The sequence below is a fragment of the Sphaerisporangium cinnabarinum genome, from assembly GCF_055567015.1.
In genome coordinates this window covers 1-13943 of sequence record NZ_JBVHRG010000018.1, presented here as the reverse complement: position 1 = coordinate 13943, position 13943 = coordinate 1, and the positions used below count along the sequence as shown (strand labels likewise).

Sequence of the window (13943 nt, the reverse complement as noted above, 5' to 3'; positions counted from 1 at the left end):
AGACCTCCGTTGGCACGAGCCGGGTTCCTAGACAGCTCCCACTCGACACGGAGGTCTCTCGCTACGTCAATAACGCTCCTGGTCAGTACACCTAGAGCACGTCAGCAGCTGACTGCCATGATGGGGACATGACCGACCAGCTCTGGATCACCGGCGACCCCGACGCGGACGCGCTGCTCAGCGACGACGCGTTCGCGCTCCTCGTGGGGATGCTGCTCGACCAGCAGTACCCGATGGAGCACGCGTTCGCCGGGCCCCGCAAGATCCGCGACCGCCTCGGCTCGATCGACCCACGCACCGTCGCGGACACGGACACCGACGCGTTCGTCACGCTCGCCACGACGCCGCCCGCGATCCACCGCTACGGGCGCTCGATGGCGGGCCGGGTGCAGGAGCTCGCGCGCGTCGTCGTCGACGAGTACGACGGCGACGCGACCCGGATCTGGACCGCGCCGGGCGCGGACGGCGAGCCGACGGGCGCGGAGGTGCTCGCGCGCCTGCGGGCGCTGCCCGGGTTCGGTGACCAGAAGGCGCGCATCTTCCTCGCGCTCCTCGGCAAGCAGCGGGGCGTGCGGCCCGCGGGGTGGCGGGAGGCCGCCGGCCACTACGGGGACGAGGGTTCCCGCCGGTCCATCGCGGACGTCACGAGCCCCGAGTCGCTCGCCGAGGTCCGCACGTTCAAGAAGGCCCAGAAGGCCGCGGCCAAGGCCGCGAAGGGCTGACCCGCCGCGCCGCGCGCGGACGCCCGGGTGCGCGACGCACCCCGGCGGCTATCGTCGGCGCGTGACCACGACGACGCCTCCCGCCCCGGGGCTCCCTCCCGCCACGCGCACGCTCCTGGCCCTCGCCGCCGGCGTCGTGGTCCTCGCCGGGGTCCACGCCGCCCGCGAGGTCCTCGCCCCGATGTTCCTCGCGGCGGTCATCGTCATCATCTGCCACCCCGTGCGCCTCCCCCTGGAGCGCCGGGGCTGGCCGCGCTGGGCCGCGACGGCCGCCGTCGTCACGGTCGCCTACCTCATCCTCGCGGCGCTCGTCGCGATGCTCGCGTTCGCGGGCGTCCGGTTCGTGGACCTCGTCCGCGAGTACCTCCCGGCCCTCGTGCGCGCGGTCGACGACGTGGTGGACCAGCTCGCAGCGGTCGGCATCGACACGGACATCGCCGAGGCGGCCACGTCGTGGCTCGACCCGGGGCGCGTCGTCAGCCTCGCGGGCAACGTCTCCGGCATGGCCCTCGGCATCGCGACCGCGTTCTTCTTCGTGCTCGCCTACGCGATCTTCATGGCTGCCGACGCCGCGCGGTACTCCACGGCGGGCTCCGTCTTCGGGCCCGAGCGCGCCGCGACGGTCGACCGGGCGACCCGGTTCAGCGGCGGGGTGCGCCGCTACTTCGTGGTCAACGCGTCGTTCGGTGCGGTCGTCGCCGTGATCGACGGCGTCGCGCTGTGGCTCCTGTCCGTCCCGGCGCCGACGGTGTGGGCGATCCTGGCGTTCGTCACGAACTTCATCCCGAACATCGGCTTCGTCCTGGGGCTCGTGCCGCCCGTCGTCATGGCGTTCGTGGTCGGGGGCTGGCAGCTCGCGCTCGCCGTCGTCGCGGTCTACTGCGTGGTGAACGTCGTGCTCCAGGTGCTGGTCCAGCCGAAGTTCGTCGCCGACGCGGTGAACCTCAGCCTCACGTTGAGCTTCGTCTCCGTCGTCTTCTGGACGTTCGTCATCGGGCCGCTCGGAGCCATCCTCGCCATCCCGCTCACGCTGCTCGTCCGGGCCCTCGTGCTGGAGCCCGACCCGGGCTCGGGCTGGCTGCGCTGGCTCTCCGGGGACGACGCGCCGCGGCCCGCGTCGGACCAGCCGCGGGCGGACCTCCCTCTCGCCCCGGGCGCGGCGCCGGGCGACGCGGACGACACGGGCGACGCCCCCGCACCCGAGCGCACGGACCCCGCGAACGACCCTCAGGTGGAGCCTGAGGGTTCGGTCGTCGAGCGCTCCTCCGCGCCGGACGGGCACTGAGCCCGGGCGAGCGCCGACCGCTCGCGCCCGGCCGTGCCCGCGCCCGTGCCCGCGGCCCTGCGCGCGGCCCGTGCGCGGCTCTGGTGCGCGCGGCACCACGGTCCCTAGGCTGGTGCTCGGCGGGTGCCCGCCCGTCACCGGCACGGGGAGGAACCATGGCGCACGGAGACATCACGCACATCGACATCCCGGTGAGCGACAACGGCAGGGCCACGCAGTTCTACGGCGAGCTCTTCGGCTGGCAGATCGCGGAGGTGCCCGGTTTCGAGGGCTACCCCATGTGGCAGGCCCCGAACAAGATCAGCGGCGGCGGCCTCGCCCCGCGCTCCGAGGGGTTCACCAGCCCGCGCAGCTACGTCGAGGTCGACTCCATCGAGGAGACGCTCGCCAAGGTCCGTGAGCTCGGCGGGCGCGTCGTCCTGGAGAAGTCGGAGATCAGCCCCTCGTCGTGGTGGGCCGCGTTCGAGGACGCCGACGGGAACCAGATCGGTCTCTACGAGGGCACGACGGACGCGGGCTGACGCCCTCCGGCGCCCGCACCCGGACGGCCGTCACGCTCGGGACGACAGCACGCGTCCGTCCGGGTCGTCGGGCCGCCGCGGCCGCAGCGTCGGCGGGGGCGGCCACGGGAGGTCGTGGCGCTCGACGGGGACGTCGATCGCCCCGAAGTCGTCCGTCTGAACGACGACGCCGTCCGGCGTGACCTCGACGAGCCGGACCCGCAGCGGCGGCGCGTCGTCCTGCTCGAGCATCCAGACGTCGGCGAGCCACGCGAGGCTGCTCGCGTCGAGGGCCTCCTCGGCCTCGAGCCAGTCGACCGGCCCGGTGAGCTCGTGCCCGAGCAGCGACACGGCCACCCAGGCGTCGCCCTCCGGCCGGATCCAGCCCACGTGCTCGCGGTCGTCGGGGCGGCGGTGCGCGATCCAGTCGGAGGGGAGCATCCGGGCAGGCTAGCGGCGACGGCGAGGCGGACGCCAGGGGTTTCGCCGCCGCGGGCGCACGCTGACCTCAGTCCGTGACCGGCTCGTTCCCCGAGCCCTCGCGGTACCCCTCGGCGAACCCGGCGCGGTACCCGTCGGCGTACGCGGCCTCCCGCGCGGCGTCGTCCCCCTGCTCGCGGCGCGCGTCGGCGCGCCCGCGGGCGTACGCCTCCGCGCTGCCCTCGCGGAACAGGTCGTCGCCCGAGCCGCGCACGAGAACGCGGGCTCCGGGGCCGTCCTCGCGCCCGACGTACCGGCCGAGCCCGCGCACCACGGCGACGGGCCGGCCCGCCGCCTTGCCCCGCACGAGCTCGCTCGCGGCCGCCACCTCGTCGACGACGGCGGTCACGGTCACCGACAGCGGCCGCCCGTGGGAGTCCACGCCGCCGCGCAGGTCCTCCGCGACGACGACCCCCGCGGCCCCGACGCCGATGTCGACGAGGCCGTCGCGCCACGCCCGGCCGGAGGTGTCCGTCACGACGACGCCCAGCCGGTCGAGGCCGAACCGCTCGCGGAGCGCGCCGCGCAGCGCCCGCGCGGAGGCGTCGGGGTCGAGCGGGAGCAGCAGGACCGTGCCCTCCGGGGTGTTCGACGCGTCGACGCCCGCCGCGGCCATGACGAGGCCGAGCCGGTTCTCGACGATGCGCAGCGGCGGCTGGCCGGGACGCTCGCGCGTCGCGACGACGCGCACCGTCTCGTCCGTGATCGCCTGCTCGCGGTCGGCCGCGGCGACGACGCGACCCTCGGCCTTCGAGACGACCTTGCTCGTCACGACGACGACGTCGCCCTCCGCGAGCGCCTCGCCCGCGAGCAGGTCGCCCACGAGCGCGGCGAGGTCGTCACCCGGCCGGACCTCGCCGAGGCCCTCGGGCGCCCACACCGTGAGGCGCGCGGACCGGTCGGGGCTCGCGCCGCCGTCGGGCCCGCCGGGTGCGGCGCCGTGCTCGCTCATCGCGAGAGCTTCGGGAGCACCTCGCGGCCGAAGACCTCGATCCACTCGCGCTGGTTGCGGCCCACGTTGTGCAGGTAGATGCGGTCGAAGCCGAGGTCGACGAACTTCTGGATGTACGCGCGGTGCTCGTCCGGGTCGGCGGAGATCACCATGCGGCCCTCGAAGTCCTCGGGACGGACGAGCTTCGCCATCTGCTCGAAGTCGTGCGGCGAGCGGATGTCCGCCTTGGGGAACTTCATGCCGCCGTTGGGCCACTCGGTCATCGCGTTCGCGAGCGCCTCCTCGTCGGTCGCGGCCCAGGAGAGGTGGAGCTGGAGCACCTTGGGCATCGCCTCGGGGTCGCGGCCGGACTCGCGCACGCCGTCGTCGAACTTGCCGAACAGCATGGAGATCTTCTCGAGCGGCGCTCCCACGGTGATGAGGCCGTCCGCGTGGCGGCCGGCGCGCTTCGCGGTCACGGGGCCGGCGGTCGCGACGAGGATCTCGGGCGCGACCTCGGGCATGGTCCACAGCCGCGTGGACTCCATCTTGTAGAACTGCCCGGAGTGCTTGACGTCCTTGTTGTCGAGCCCGGACTGGAACAGCTTCTTGATGACGTCGATCGCCTCGAACATGCGGTTGATGCGCTCGGGCGCCTCGGGCCAGTAGCCCGCGACGACGTGCTCGTTGAGCGCCTCGCCGGAGCCGAGCCCGAGCCAGTGCCGCCCGGGATACATCGCGGCGAGCGTCGCCGACGCCTGGGCGACCATCGCGGGGTGCCAGCGGAACGTCGGCGCGGTGACGCCCGGGCCCAGGTCGCCCCGCGTCCGCTCGCCGAGCGCCGTGAGCACGTTCCACACGAACGACGACTCGCCCTGCGCCGAGACCCACGGCTGGAAGTGGTCGGCCGCCATGGTCCCGGAGAAGCCGTGCTCCTCCGCGTAGGCCGAGAGCGCGACGGCCTCGGTCGGGTGGAACTGCTCGAGCATGGCGGCGTAGCCGATCGTCAGACCCATGGGCCGACCTTAACCCTCCGCGGACGGTCCTGGGCGAGCGGGTCCCGGAGCCCGTCCGGCACCGGTCCGGCCCTCGCCGCGAGGACCGGACCGGGCGCGTCAGACGAACAGCGGCGTCAGCGCCGCGTACTCCTCGACGGAGCCGCCGCGCAGGCAGACCTCGATGATCTGCCGTCCCAGCGGGTCGAGGTCGTCGGTGAGGAACTGCCGGAGCTCGCTCGCGAAGAACTCCGTGATGATCCGCGCCCCGGCGTCGTAGGCCTCGACCCCCACCTGCGACTGCAGCTCGGGCCGCAGGAAGGTGGGCCGCACGAGCTGGCCGTCGATCTTCATCTCCGTGAGCGTGTAGCCGAACAGCGGGCAGCGGGCGGGCGTGAGCTCGTCCGGCCGCAGCCGTCCCCCGCCGCGGCGCGCGAGGTACTCGCGCGTGAGCCACTCGGCCGCGAAGTCCACCCGGTAGGCACCGATGTGCTGGTTGGGCGTGAGGACGTAGCGCGTCCGGTCCGTCTCCACGAGCTGGCGCAGCAGGAGGTTCGCCGCCGCGACCTTCGTCCCCGTCGCGAACGGCCAGTACGACCCGACGCCCTCCGCGACCATGCCCCCGTGGGCGAGCGCCTCCGTCGCCGTGCGCGACTCGCCGATCGACGGGTTCTTGTCGCCGCGCGGCGCGACGAGCCGCCAGATCCAGGCGAGCGACGCGGGCACGACGTGGGTCATGCCCATGATCCCGTAGGTCGGGTGGTCGCGCGTGCAGGCGGGCATGCGGGCGCCGAACGTGCGCACGTCGACCTCGGCCGGCCCGGCGACGTCGGTGAGCAGGTGCCGCGGCACGACGACGCGCGGGTTCGGGCAGCGTCGGCCGTCGGCGTCGAGCGAGTGCTCCCAGGGCAGCACGGTCGCGTCGGGGACGCCGTCGATGTTGAAGAACACGAGCGGCACGTCGGGGTGGATGCACGCGCGCTCGAGGTGCGCGTCCTGCCCGTACCCGGTGAGGTTGTCGACGCGCACGAACCAGCCCTCCTCGGCGTCGGTCACCACGAGGCGGCCGTCGCCGGTCTGGAGCGCGGCGTGGCACAGGGTCATGTCGTCGGTGACCGGGGCGAGCGCGCTCGTCTCCCCCAGCGTGATGACGTACGGCTCGCGCGTGACGACGTTCGTGCCGAGCAGGATCCGGCCGTCCTCCTGACGCCGCAGGTCCTGGCACATCTCCGACTTCCCGCCGCCCGAGGCGCCCTCGTGCATGATCACGGTCTCGTTCTCGTAGGGCGTGGTGACGCGGACCGACGACGCGTGCGCCGTGACCCAGCCCTCCCGCTCGCCGACGTCGAGCAGGACCGAGAACACGCCCTTCTTGGCGCTCGGCCCCGGGTAGAGGTTGTAGGCGAACACCTCGTGGAGCGTCTCGGAGCGGTCGTGCACGACCACCTGGCGCCCGTCGAACCGGGTGTGGCGCAGCGGCGGCGCGACGTAGAGGATCGAGCGCGGGGCGAACGGGCCGAGCTCGTCGAACGTGGTCCAGCCCTGGAGGTCGACGAGGGCGAGGGCGAAGAACGCCGCGTTGACGGGGCAGACGGCGAGCGACGGGTACCCGTGGGTGCGCCCGCCGGCGCGGAACGGCACGACGACGAGCTCCTGCTCGGCGAGCCACGCGAGGGTCTCGTCCTTGACCGGGCCGAACTCCGCGCCGAAGACGTCGCGGTAGCGCGGCTTGTCGGTCGGCAGGTCGTCGGCGATCCGCATGCAGTCCGGGTCCCGGCGGCGCATGTAGTCCTCGGGGTAGTTCACGGCGATCCCGTTGCGGCACCGCACGACCTCCGCCTCGACGACGCGCTCGCCGCCGGCGTCGTACTCGACGTCGAACCGTGGGCCGCCGTCGGGGCCGAGCGCGAGGCGGTACAGCTCCTCGCGCGAGGCCGGGACGACGAGGCGCGGGCACGCCGCGAGGGCGGCGGCGAGGGCGGGCGGCAGGACGACGCCGGGCGGGAGCGCCCCGGCGGCGCGCGTGCGGTCGGTGGTCGTGACGGTCATGGGTGCTCCAGGGGTCGGCGCGGGGATCGGGTCGAGGTGCGCCCACGAGCACCTGTCGCTTTGCGTGCAGATTACGACTCGATGACCATTCGCCCCAGGGACCTTCGACCCGTCTCGGTCCGCACGGTGCGGACGGCCCGCGGCGACGCCTGCCGGACCCCGAGACGGCGTCCGGCACGGCCCCGGGATCTGGGAGAATGGACGACCATGAGCGACTTCCCGACGAACGCGCCGACGGGCGCGGCCGAACCCGCTGCAGCAACGACCTCCTCCGCCGGGCACGTAGCCGGTGACGTCGTCCGCGCGGTGGTCGCGGGAGTACCCGACCGGGTGAGCCTCGACGGGCTCGAGGACACGTACGACGCGCGCTGGGCCGAGCAGGGGACGTACGCGTTCGACCGCTCGAAGACCCGCGAGCAGGTCTTCTCCATCGACACCCCGCCGCCGACCGTCTCGGGCTCGCTGCACGTGGGCCACGTGTTCTCCTACACGCACACCGACGTCGTCGCGCGGTTCCAGCGCATGCGCGGCCTCGAGGTGTTCTACCCGATGGGCTGGGACGACAACGGCCTGCCCACCGAGCGGCGCGTCCAGAACTACTACGGCGTCCGCTGCGACCCCACGCTCCCCTACGTCGAGGGCTTCGAGCCCCCGCACGAGGGCGGCGAGGGCAAGTCCGTCAAGGCCGCCGACCAGGTGCCGGTGAGCCGCCGCAACTTCATCGAGCTGTGCGAGCGGCTCACGGCCGAGGACGAGAAGCAGTTCGAGGCGCTGTGGCGCCGGCTCGGGCTCTCGGTCGACTGGGCGCAGCACTACCAGACGATCGACGCGCGGTCCCGCACCGCGGCGCAGCGCGCGTTCCTGCGCAACCTCGCGCGCGGCGAGGCGTACCAGGCCGAGGCCCCCGGGCTGTGGGACGTGACGTTCCAGACCGCCGTCGCGCAGGCCGAGCTCGAGGCGCGCGACTACCCGGGCCACTTCCACAAGGTCGCGTTCCACCGCGTCGCGCCGGGCACCCCGGACGACGGCGCGCCCGTCTACATCGAGACGACGCGCCCCGAGCTGCTCGCCGCGTGCGTCGCGCTCGTCGCGCACCCGGACGACGAGCGCTACCAGCACCTCTTCGGCACCTCGGTGCGCTCGCCGCTCTTCGACGTCGAGCTGCCCGTCCTCGCCCACCCCGCCGCCGAGCGCGACAAGGGCGCGGGCATCGCGATGTGCTGCACGTTCGGCGACCTCACCGACGTGCAGTGGTGGCGCGAGCTGCAGCTCCCCACGCGCTCGATCATCACGCGCGACGGCCGGATCACGCGCGACACCCCGGACTGGATCACGTCCCACGCCGGGCAGGGCGTGTTCGCCGAGCTCGCGGGCAAGACGACGTTCTCCGCGCGCCAGGTCGTCGTCGACGCGCTGCGCGACGCGGGCGACCTCGACGGCGAGCCCGTGCCGACCCAGCGCAAGGCGAACTTCTTCGAGAAGGGCGACAAGCCGCTCGAGATCGTCACGTCGCGCCAGTGGTACATCCGCAACGGCGGCCGCGACTGGACGACGGCCGACGGCACGACGCGCGACCTGCGCCAGGAGCTGCTGAACCGCGGCAAGGAGCTCGCGTTCCACCCCGACTTCATGCGCGTGCGCTACGAGAACTGGGTCGGTGGCCTCAACGGCGACTGGCTCATCTCGCGCCAGCGCTTCTTCGGCGTCGCGATCCCGCTGTGGTACCCCGTGCTCGAGTCGGGCGAGATCGACCACGACCACCCGATCGTGCCGTCCGAGGACACGCTGCCCGTCGACCCGTCGTCCGACGTCCCGGCCGGGTACACCGAGGACCAGCGCGGCGTGCCGGGCGGGTTCGTCGGCGAGAACGACATCATGGACACGTGGGCGACGTCGTCGCTCACGCCGCAGATCGCGGGCGGCTGGGAGGTCGACCCCGACCTGTTCGAGCGCGTCTTCCCCATGGACCTGCGCCCGCAGGGCCAGGACATCATCCGCACGTGGCTCTTCTCCACGGTCGTGCGCTCGCACCTCGAGTTCGGCTCGCTGCCGTGGAAGAACGCGGCGATCTCGGGCTGGATCCTCGACCCCGACCGCAAGAAGATGTCGAAGTCCAAGGGCAACGTCGTCACGCCCATGGGCCTGCTCGAGGAGCACGGGTCGGACGCCGTCCGGTACTGGGCGGCGTCGGCCCGCCTCGGCACGGACGCGGCGTTCGAGGTCGGGCAGATGAAGATCGGCCGTCGCCTCGCGATCAAGATCCTCAACGCGTCGAAGTTCGCGCTGTCGTTCGGGGTCGACGCCGAGACCGGGACGGGCGAGATCGTCCTCGACCCGGCGCTCGTCACCGAGACGCTCGACCGCGCGATGCTCGCGGGCCTCGCGACCGTCGTCGAGAAGGCGACCGAGGCGTTCGAGGCGTACGACCACACGCGCGCCCTCGAGGTCACCGAGACGTTCTTCTGGACGTTCTGCGACGACTACCTCGAGCTCGTCAAGGACCGCGCGTACGGCGCCGGGGCCGCGGCCTCCGACGTCTCCCCCGAGACCCGGTCCGCGCGCGTCGCGCTCGCGATCGCGCTCGACACGCTCCTGCGCCTGTTCGCGCCGTTCGTGCCGTTCGCGACGGAAGAGGTGTGGTCGTGGTGGCGCGCGTCGGAGGGCTCCGTCCACCGCGCGCCGTGGCCCACGCCCGACGTCGCGCGCGCGGCCGCCGGCGACGCCGACCCGGCCGTCCTCACCGCCGCGGGCCACGCGCTCGCGGCGCTGCGCAAGATCAAGTCGGAGGCGAAGGTGTCGATGCGCACCCCGATCCTCGCGGCGCAGGTCGCGGTGCCGGCGGCGTCGCTCGCCGGCGTCGAGGCGTCGGTCGTCGACGTCCGCAACGGCGGGCGCGTCACCGGCACGCTCGACCTCGTCGCGGCGGCCGAGGGCCAGGGCGACCCGGCCGTCCAGGGCGGGATCGTCGTCGTCTCCTCCGAGCTCGGCGAGCCCGAGGCCCGCAAGAAGGGCTGACCCCGCACGACAGCACCGACGACGACGCCCTCCCCGGCCGCGGCCGGGGAGGGCGTCGTCGTCGGTGCCGGAGGTCCTAGATGATCTCGCCGCGCAGCCGCGAGTCGTCACCGGACATCGTCGCCGCGACCTCGCGCGGCGTCCCCTCGTCCGCCCAGCGCAGCGTGGCGCCCACGCCCTCGATGAGCTCGACGCTGCCCTCCGGCGCGAACGTCAGCCCGGCGTCCTGCCCGACGGCGGCCCGCACGAGCGCGACCGTGGCGGGCAGCTTCTCCAGGCCGTCGGTCACGCCGAGGGACTCGATGTCCTCGCGGGTCGCCGCGATGTGCAGCGGGCTGGGCCCGATCCACAGCGAGCGGTCGTCGAGCGCACCGTCCTGCCCGTACTCGTCCGCCAGCACGAGCTCCTTGACCTGGCCCCGGGCGAGCACCGCGACGACGTCCTCCACGGACGTCACCGCGCCGGACTCACGACCCTGCTCCTGGCGGAACTCCGCGAGGACCTTCTCGCGGCGGCGTTCCCGGTAGCTGTCGAGCGCGTCGGCCACGTTCGCCTCGAACGACGCCTCGTTGATGCCCGCGCCCCGGCCGCCGCCCGGGACCTCGACCACGAGCTCGGAGATCGCGTGGCCGAGCGCGCCGCGCACGAGCGGCACGGCACGCACGTCACCGGTGAGCAGCACGAGCTCGGGCCGGTACTCGGCCGCCTGGCGCTCCAGCTCCGCGGCGACCGCCTCGGCGTTGCGCTCCCACGAGTCCTCCGCGCGCGACTCGATGCGCTTGTGCGAGAGCCCGCCGGTGCGGACCTTGTTGATGACGTCGTGACCGCCCTCGACCGTGTCCGGCTCGCTGTAGGGCAGGTGGCCGCCCGCGACGGACCACGTGAGGTCGGCGCCCTGCCGGTCGACGACGACGCGCACGTAGTCGACCGACTCGTCCGCCGCGCGCGCCGCCTGGAGCAGCGCGGGCACGGGGCCCCAGGAGCCCTTCGTGAGCGCCGGCGGGTCCTTGACGACCCGGTCGACGAGCACGCCCGTGTCGTCGGCGATCAGCACGCGCCCGTGGGTGCCGCCCACCCGCGTCGGCCGCAGCACCACCTCCTCGAGGTCGTCGAGGACCGCGTCCGGCGCGCCCTCCTGGTGCAGCTGTCGCCGCACTCCCTTCCAGCGGTTCTCGACCTCGCGGTCCCCGGCCTCGTTGGCGCGCGTCGCGTCGATGTACACCGTCGCGAAGGGGCCAGGATGGCCGAGGAGGGGCTTGAGCCAATCGATCTTCATGCGAACACCTCATGACGTCCGTCGGCGTGGCGGGAGGGCCGCCCGACGCGGCGGTGCCGACGCCGGGGGCCCGCCCTGGGTCCCCACCAGGGTCCGTCAGATCGACGGGGGTCGCCACCGCGCGTCGGGCCCGCGAGGCGCCTCGCGCCGTCCTCCGGACCCCCGCCCGGCCCGCTCCCGGGCCGTCAGGAGTACGTGTCGAGGACCGGGGTCCCCTCGCCCGAGGCCGCGTGCTCGGCGGCGATGCGCTCGTGGTGGCGGATGACCTCGTGGACGATGAACGCGCGGAACTGCTCGGCGAACTCCGGGTCGAGACCGGCGGAGCTCGCGATGCCCGTGAGCCGGGCGATCTGCTGCCGGTCCCGGTCCGGGTCCGCGGGCGGCAGGCCGCCCTGCGCCTTGAGCTCGCCCACGCGGCGCGTGAACTTGAACCGCTCCGCGAGCAGGTGCATGAGCGCCGCGTCGATGTTGTCGATGCTGTCGCGCAGGCGGAGGATCTCGTCGGGGACGGCGGGCTGCCCGGGGTCGTTCGTCACCCACCGATCCTAGGGGTGGCCGTCGGGCGTCGAGGAACTCGATACTCGGAGTACGGAGTAAAGTGGCTCGCCGTCCCTCCCTACCGTCCCACTCAGCGGAGAGTTTCATGACGGAACACACGTCGCCGAGCCTCGTCGAGGTCTCCCCCACGGCGACCATCAGCACCCTCCTCACCGACCGCGTCGCGCGCTCCCCCCGGGCGACGCTCGTCGAGCGCCGCACCACCGCCGACGGCCCGTGGGAGCGTGTCACCGCGCAGGAGTTCGAGGACGACGTCGTCGCGGTCGCCCGCGGCCTCCTCGCGCGCGGCATCGAGCCGGGTGACCACGTCGCCATCATGTCGCGCACCCGCTACGAGTGGACCCTCCTCGACTTCGCCGCCTGGTCCGTGGGCGCCGTCCCCGTGCCCGTCTACGAGACGTCGTCCGCCGAGCAGGTGCACTGGATCCTGTCGGACGCCGGCGTCCGGCTCGCCGTCGTCGAGACGGCCGCGCACGCCGCCGAGGTCGCGACCGTGCGCGACCGCCTGCCCGGTCTGGAGGACGTCCTCGTCGTCGAGGACGGTGCCGTCGACGCCCTGCGCGCCGCCGGCGCCGACGTCCCGGCCGCGGAGGTGGAGCGCCGTCGGGCCGCGCAGCGCGTCGACGACCTCGCGACGGTCATCTACACGTCCGGGTCGACCGGGCGCCCCAAGGGCGTCGAGCTCACCCACCGCAACTTCGTGCACCTCGCGCTCAACGGCCGGGCCGGCCTCGCCGAGATCCTCGACGCCGACGGCGCACGCACCCTGCTGTTCCTGCCGCTCGCGCACGTGTTCGCCCGGTTCATCCAGGTCGTCGTCGTCGCGTCGAACGCGGTCCTCGCGCACTCCTGGGACACGAAGAACCTCGTCGCGGACCTCGGCTCGTTCCACCCGACGTTCCTGCTCGCCGTGCCGCGCGTGTTCGAGAAGGTCTACAACACCGCCGAGCAGAAGACCGGGACCGGCGCCAAGCGCAAGATCTTCCACTGGGCGGCCAAGGTCGCCATCACCTGGTCCCGGTCGCTCGACGCACCGGGCGGCCCCGGGCTCGGGCTGCGCGTCCAGCACGCCGTCGCGGACCGGCTCGTCTACTCGACGCTGCGTGCCGCGATGGGCGGGCGGCTCACGTACTCGATCTCCGGCGGAGCGCCGCTCGGCGAGCGGCTCGGCCACTTCTACCGCGGCGTCGGCCTGCGCATCCTCGAGGGCTACGGCCTCACCGAGACCACGGCGCCCACGGCCGTGAACCTGCCCGGCCTGACGAAGATCGGGACGGTCGGACCCGCGTTCCCCGGCACGTCGCTGCGCATCGACGCGGACGGCGAGCTCCTCGTCAAGGGCGACCACATCTTCCGCGGCTACCGCAACCAGCCCGACCTCACCGCCGAGGCGCTCCAGGACGGCTGGTTCCGCACCGGCGACCTCGGCGCGTTCGACGACGACGGCTACCTGCGCATCACCGGCCGCAAGAAGGAGATCATCGTGACCGCGGGCGGCAAGAACGTCGCGCCGGCCGTGCTCGAGGACCGGCTGCGCGCGCACCCGCTCGTGAGCCAGGTCGTCGTCGTGGGCGACCAGCGCCCCTTCATCGGCGCCCTCGTCACGCTCGACGCCGAGATGCTGCCCGGCTGGCTGGCCACGCACGGCCTGCGGCCCATGGACGTCGAGACCGCCGCGCACGACGCCGACGTGCTCGCGGCGCTCGACCGCGCCGTCGCGCACGCCAACGAGGCCGTCTCCCGGGCCGAGTCGATCCGCAAGATCACCGTGCTCACGACGGACTTCACCGAGCAGAACGGCTACCTCACGCCGTCGCTCAAGGTGAAGCGCCGCCTGGTCATCGACGACTTCGCCGACACGATCGACACGCTCTACGGCTCGAAGGTCGGCGCCGACGCCTGACGCGCCACCGCCGGCCCGTGCCCCGGGCCCCGGCCCCCGGCACGGGCCGAGCAGGTGGTCCTGGTGCGTCCGGGTGACCGGACGGACCAGGACCACCTGCTCGGCCGAGCCAGATCGCCTGGTGGATCGTCGGTGGGGTCAGGCGGACTTCTCGCGCGGGGTGCGTGCGCGGGCGGTCGTGGTGCGCGGCACGATCGTGGGATTGACGTTGTCCAGCACGACCTCGCGC

Annotated in this window: 11 protein-coding genes; 5 read left to right on the top strand and 6 right to left on the bottom strand. The window is 73.6% G+C overall.

What is annotated here, in order from left to right:
- Positions 1-128 precede the first annotated feature (128 nt).
- The 3 genes from ACZ4MO_RS18750 (at position 129) to ACZ4MO_RS18740 (ending at position 2528) form a co-directional block, all read left to right on the top strand.
- The gene (locus ACZ4MO_RS18750) at positions 129-722 is read left to right on the top strand and encodes an HhH-GPD-type base excision DNA repair protein (protein WP_175010203.1); all 594 of its coding nucleotides are present in this window, start codon (positions 129-131) and stop codon (positions 720-722) included.
- 61 nt (positions 723-783) lie between these two features.
- The gene (locus ACZ4MO_RS18745) at positions 784-2007 is read left to right on the top strand and encodes an AI-2E family transporter (protein WP_175010204.1); all 1224 of its coding nucleotides are present in this window, start codon (positions 784-786) and stop codon (positions 2005-2007) included.
- A gap of 155 nt (positions 2008-2162) precedes the next feature.
- On the top strand, positions 2163-2528 hold the full coding sequence (locus ACZ4MO_RS18740; protein ID WP_175010205.1) for a VOC family protein: 366 nt from the start codon (positions 2163-2165) through the stop codon (positions 2526-2528).
- Positions 2529-2558: 30 nt separating this feature from the next.
- Here the strand turns inward: ACZ4MO_RS18740 and ACZ4MO_RS18735 are convergent, their stop codons facing one another.
- The 4 genes from ACZ4MO_RS18735 to ACZ4MO_RS18720 form a co-directional block, all read right to left on the bottom strand.
- Positions 2559-2948 carry a hypothetical protein gene (locus ACZ4MO_RS18735; RefSeq protein WP_175010206.1) on the bottom strand — a complete coding sequence of 130 codons (390 nt, stop codon included), beginning with the start codon at positions 2946-2948 and terminating at the stop codon, positions 2559-2561.
- 67 nt (positions 2949-3015) lie between these two features.
- A complete protein-coding gene (gene cofE / locus ACZ4MO_RS18730; protein ID WP_175010207.1) occupies positions 3016-3939 on the bottom strand; it encodes a coenzyme F420-0:L-glutamate ligase in 924 nt (307 codons plus the stop codon).
- The gene (locus ACZ4MO_RS18725; RefSeq protein WP_175010208.1) at positions 3936-4934 is read right to left on the bottom strand and encodes a TIGR03557 family F420-dependent LLM class oxidoreductase; all 999 of its coding nucleotides are present in this window, start codon (positions 4932-4934) and stop codon (positions 3936-3938) included. The genes cofE and ACZ4MO_RS18725 overlap by 4 nt, the downstream gene beginning before the upstream one ends.
- 99 nt (positions 4935-5033) lie before the next feature.
- Entirely contained in the window at positions 5034-6962 is a 1929-nt protein-coding gene (locus ACZ4MO_RS18720) for a DUF4914 family protein (protein ID WP_175010209.1), read from the bottom strand.
- A 207-nt stretch (positions 6963-7169) separates the two neighbouring features.
- On the opposite strand from ACZ4MO_RS18720, the gene valS reads away from it, so the two are divergent.
- Positions 7170-9977, top strand: coding sequence for a valine--tRNA ligase (gene valS / locus ACZ4MO_RS18715; RefSeq protein ID WP_175010210.1), 2808 nt, complete (start codon positions 7170-7172; stop codon positions 9975-9977).
- 76 nt (positions 9978-10053) lie between these two features.
- On the opposite strand, the gene ACZ4MO_RS18710 is transcribed toward valS, so the two are convergent.
- Together ACZ4MO_RS18710 and ACZ4MO_RS18705 are read right to left on the bottom strand one after the other, a co-directional pair.
- Positions 10054-11253 (bottom strand): baeRF2 domain-containing protein, encoded by a 1200-nt coding sequence (locus ACZ4MO_RS18710; RefSeq protein ID WP_175010211.1) that lies wholly within the window; start codon positions 11251-11253, stop codon positions 10054-10056.
- 185 nt (positions 11254-11438) lie between these two features.
- Positions 11439-11789: a chorismate mutase gene (locus tag ACZ4MO_RS18705; RefSeq protein WP_021482739.1), complete on the bottom strand. Its 351-nt coding sequence runs from the start codon at positions 11787-11789 to the stop codon at positions 11439-11441.
- A 107-nt stretch (positions 11790-11896) separates the two neighbouring features.
- On the opposite strand from ACZ4MO_RS18705, the gene ACZ4MO_RS18700 reads away from it, so the two are divergent.
- Entirely contained in the window at positions 11897-13714 is a 1818-nt protein-coding gene (locus ACZ4MO_RS18700; RefSeq protein WP_175010212.1) for an AMP-binding protein, read from the top strand.
- Positions 13715-13943 lie beyond the last annotated feature (229 nt).

What these genes read in the sequence shown, in the direction of transcription:
- cofE (WP_175010207.1), bottom strand. Translation starts at nt 3,939, where the DNA reads ATGAGCGAGCACGGCGCCGCACCCGGCGGGCCCGACGGCGGCGCGAGC.
- ACZ4MO_RS18735 (WP_175010206.1), bottom strand. Translation starts at nt 2,948, where the DNA reads ATGCTCCCCTCCGACTGGATCGCGCACCGCCGCCCCGACGACCGCGAG.
- ACZ4MO_RS18710 (WP_175010211.1), bottom strand. Translation starts at nt 11,253, where the DNA reads ATGAAGATCGATTGGCTCAAGCCCCTCCTCGGCCATCCTGGCCCCTTC.
- ACZ4MO_RS18740 (WP_175010205.1), top strand. Translation starts at nt 2,163, where the DNA reads ATGGCGCACGGAGACATCACGCACATCGACATCCCGGTGAGCGACAAC.
- ACZ4MO_RS18725 (WP_175010208.1), bottom strand. Translation starts at nt 4,934, where the DNA reads ATGGGTCTGACGATCGGCTACGCCGCCATGCTCGAGCAGTTCCACCCG.
- ACZ4MO_RS18720 (WP_175010209.1), bottom strand. Translation starts at nt 6,962, where the DNA reads ATGACCGTCACGACCACCGACCGCACGCGCGCCGCCGGGGCGCTCCCG.
- valS (WP_175010210.1), top strand. Translation starts at nt 7,170, where the DNA reads ATGAGCGACTTCCCGACGAACGCGCCGACGGGCGCGGCCGAACCCGCT.
- ACZ4MO_RS18750 (WP_175010203.1), top strand. Translation starts at nt 129, where the DNA reads ATGACCGACCAGCTCTGGATCACCGGCGACCCCGACGCGGACGCGCTG.
- ACZ4MO_RS18700 (WP_175010212.1), top strand. Translation starts at nt 11,897, where the DNA reads ATGACGGAACACACGTCGCCGAGCCTCGTCGAGGTCTCCCCCACGGCG.